The following is a 1,252-nucleotide window of genomic DNA, read 5'->3' as shown; positions in this document are numbered from 1 at the left end:
TGTCAAGCGAAATTGAAAATGTCCCAAAAAAAGTGGAAACATGAGTTACATTTTGCTAAATCAAAATTTGCTTTTAGAGTTCAGTTTTGCTATCATTGAGTTCGAAGTTAGGCTGATTTTTCAGCTTGATATTCCAGGAGCGTCTTACCGATTCTTCTGAGATATTTTTCGAAAGATACAAGTTTCCACGGGTGAGATTGTGGGGGAATATACTTGGGTCTTTCTTTTTTGTTTTCTGGCGCTTGATCAAACTCCTGTGAGTAAATTTCATGGTCTAGTAACTTTCTTGAGGTATAAATCTTGTCCTCAATATTGATGTAAATATGACCGTCAAAGGCTTCAATCACAAGTGCCTTAGATTTTTTAGTAAAGTACATTTCTTGATTTCCCTTAATTGGTAAGTAGAAGTAATTGTTATAGCGAATGTGGTGGCCACTGTCAACGACACGTTTCGCCACACGAGCTAGAAATAAATTAATCCTAGAAGCTGAAGGGGCCTGTTCAAAAACGGTCTCTTTTGTTTTATTGCCAAACTTTCGGTTGAACTGTCTCACCCATTTGCTTAGAAAGTCGTTAGCAGCTTCAATCGTTGTAATCCCGGCTCTTTGTAGGTCAATCGGTAATCTTGATTGTAACGTCCCGTTTAAGCGCTCTACTCGTCCTTTAGCTTGAGGGATAGACGACGTTTTGATATCAATCCCTAACTGATGACAAGCAAAGCCAAACTGTGTTAAAGTATCGTCTTCCATTTTTTGGGTCGCTTTTTTGTGATACTCGAAAACCGTTCGCTTGTCTGTCAAGAAAGCAACAGGAATGCCATGTTTCGAAAGGATTTGATGCAAGACATGGTAATAACCCTTTAGTGTCTCCTGTGTATCAAAATAGGCCCCTACGATGTTTCCAGAGGCATCGTCTATTGCGACATGGAGATGTGTGATTTGTCCACCAAACCATTGATAAGAGCTAGCGTCCATTTGTAGTAACTCACCTCTGTATTTCTTTCTAGGCCTGCTTGGGTGTGCTTTTTCGACTAGTTCTAATCTTTCATGTGCTTTAGGAAGTAGGGCTGTTTCTAGTGTCTCACTTGCTTTTTTCTTGCGTCGTGCTTTGATTCTTCTTCTCGTTTTTCTTTGGGACTTGGGAGAGAGTAAGCCATCGCTATAGATGATTGCGCGTATGGTTGTGTCAGAGTAATGAATGTCCTCAATTTCGGCTAATATTTCAGTAAAGTGTTTGATGTTTGGGGCTAGGT

At 39.9% G+C, this 1,252-nt stretch carries 1 protein-coding gene; it reads right to left on the bottom strand.

Annotated elements, in window-relative coordinates:
• Positions 1-107 precede the first annotated feature (107 nt).
• On the bottom strand, positions 108-1,252 hold a 1,145-nt coding region (locus tag LRA01S_RS10535), incomplete at its 5' end, for an ISNCY family transposase (RefSeq protein WP_061775556.1).

It is taken from the genome of Pseudolactococcus raffinolactis NBRC 100932 (genome assembly GCF_001591765.1).
In the GTDB taxonomy this organism is placed as follows: domain Bacteria; phylum Bacillota; class Bacilli; order Lactobacillales; family Streptococcaceae; genus Pseudolactococcus; species Pseudolactococcus raffinolactis.
Note: the sequence above shows the minus strand (reverse complement) of the source record. Positions and strands in the feature narration are given on the sequence as shown.